This is a genomic window from Thiorhodococcus mannitoliphagus, from assembly GCF_010915725.1.
In the GTDB taxonomy this organism is placed as follows: domain Bacteria; phylum Pseudomonadota; class Gammaproteobacteria; order Chromatiales; family Chromatiaceae; genus Thiorhodococcus; species Thiorhodococcus mannitoliphagus.
Genome location: NZ_JAAIJR010000313.1, coordinates 1 through 1,712, shown reverse-complemented (window position 1 = coordinate 1,712; position 1,712 = coordinate 1). Strand labels below are relative to the sequence as shown.

Sequence of the window (1,712 nt, the reverse complement as noted above, 5' to 3'; positions counted from 1 at the left end):
GCTGGTTGGCATCGACAGCCCCGTCGCCTCCAGGCATCCTTTGCCTCACGATCCTCTGACACCGTGAATCTGAGCCGACGCCCAGCGATGGACACCTTCAAAACCCCCGTGACCCGATTGGCCCGACTGTTCCTGAAATCGCGCGATGCGTGGAAAGCCAAGGCCCTGGACAAGCAACGGCGTCTGCGCGCGGCCCAGGTCAAGATCCGCGATCTGGAGAGGAGCCGCGCGTACTGGAAAGACCGAGCACTGGGCGCGCACGGCGGCGGCTCGCCCGCGACGACGGAGGCGACCCCGAGCGACGTGCCGGAGGAATCGGGCGATGCGGCTCAGCGGCTCGCCCGCCTGCCACCGCCGGGTCACCAGCATTCGCTTATGGTCATGCAACTGACGTTGCAGATGTATCTGCAAACCGGGCTTGGTAGCCGCGGGGTCCCCGGCGTGCTGCACCTGCTGGAGCCGTGGTTGCCGGTGAGCATTCCAACCCATACCACGGTGCTCAACTGGGTCTAGCGCTGTGGGCTGGCGATCCTTCAGCAGCCCCCGGAGCGGCGCGAGGATTGGATTTTCATTGCCGATCATACGCTTGGACTGGGCGCCTCGAAATGCCTGGTGATCCTGGGCATCCCCGCCATGCGGTTGATCGAGACCGATTACAGCCCCAATCACCACGCCATGCAGGTGTTGGCCATTGAGGTGACGACGCACAGCACGGGGCCGTGGGTCGCATCGGTGCTGCGCGACGTCGCCGAGCGCACCGGGCGGCCGGTTCAGATCGTCGCCGATCACGGCAGCGACCTGCACAAGGGGATCACGCTGTTTCAGCAGAAACAGGCCCCGGCGTGCGTCAAAACCGATGATATTTCCCACCATATCGCCAACCTGTTCAAGGCCGAGTTGAGTGCGGACGCGCGCTGGAATGGGCTGTTGGAACACTGCCGCACCACCCTGGCATCGTTTCAGCAGACCGACCTGGCCTTTCTGTTGCCGCCACGCCAGCGCACCAAGGCGCGCTTCATGCACGTCGACACCCATGTCGAGTGGGCACGCAACATCCTCGCTTATGACGACCGAGGGGACTTCAGTGCAATTCGCCGCCCCTGCGTGCTGAGTGTCGCGGCTTGGGACCATCTGTGCGCCCGCTTAGGCGCCGCCCGCGTCCAGGCGCTGCGCGCGCTGAGGGGCCGTCAGCATCCCGACAAGGCGGCCTTTTGCGACGCCCTGCACGCGGCGTCCGACCTCACCCCCGAGGATCTCGACGACGCCTTCTGGGATCTCGCCGATACCGGGCGCGAACGCTTTCTGGAGGGCTTCGGTTGGGTCAGAGCCTACCGCGAGGAGTTGGTCGTCTATGCGCAGATGATGGAACAGGCCAAGGCGATTCAGACGTTTCTCAAATCCAAAGGGCTGCATGCGGGCGTCATCGAACCGCTGCGCGCTACACTGCCCCCACGCACGACGCTCACGCCACGGGCCGCCGACTTCACCGACCGGATCCTGGACGGGGTCGCAGCGGAAGGCGCCAAGACCCCCCCCGGTGAGACCTGGCTGGCGTCCTCCGACATCATCGAATCGGTCTTCGGAAAATACAAAACGTTCACCGCGCGCGGTCCCCTCAAGGAGATTGGCCGTCTCGTGTTGACGATTCCCGCCTTCCTCACCGAGCTGACGCCCTCGCTCATTCGTGAGGCCATGGTCTCGGTGCGCACCCT

General features: G+C 64.9%; 2 protein-coding genes. Both read left to right on the top strand.

Features of this window, described 5'->3' with window-relative positions; translation table 11 throughout:
- The first annotated feature begins 87 nt into the window (after positions 1–87).
- Positions 88–513, top strand: coding sequence for a hypothetical protein (locus tag G3480_RS26470; RefSeq protein WP_164657181.1), 426 nt, complete (start codon positions 88–90; stop codon positions 511–513).
- A 99-nt stretch (positions 514–612) separates the two neighbouring features.
- On the top strand, positions 613–1,712 hold a 1,100-nt coding region (locus tag G3480_RS26465), incomplete at its 3' end, for a hypothetical protein (RefSeq protein WP_164657180.1).

Coding starts and splice junctions, on each gene's coding strand:
- G3480_RS26470 (WP_164657181.1), top strand. CDS start 88: ATGGACACCTTCAAAACCCCCGTGACCCGATTGGCCCGACTGTTCCTG.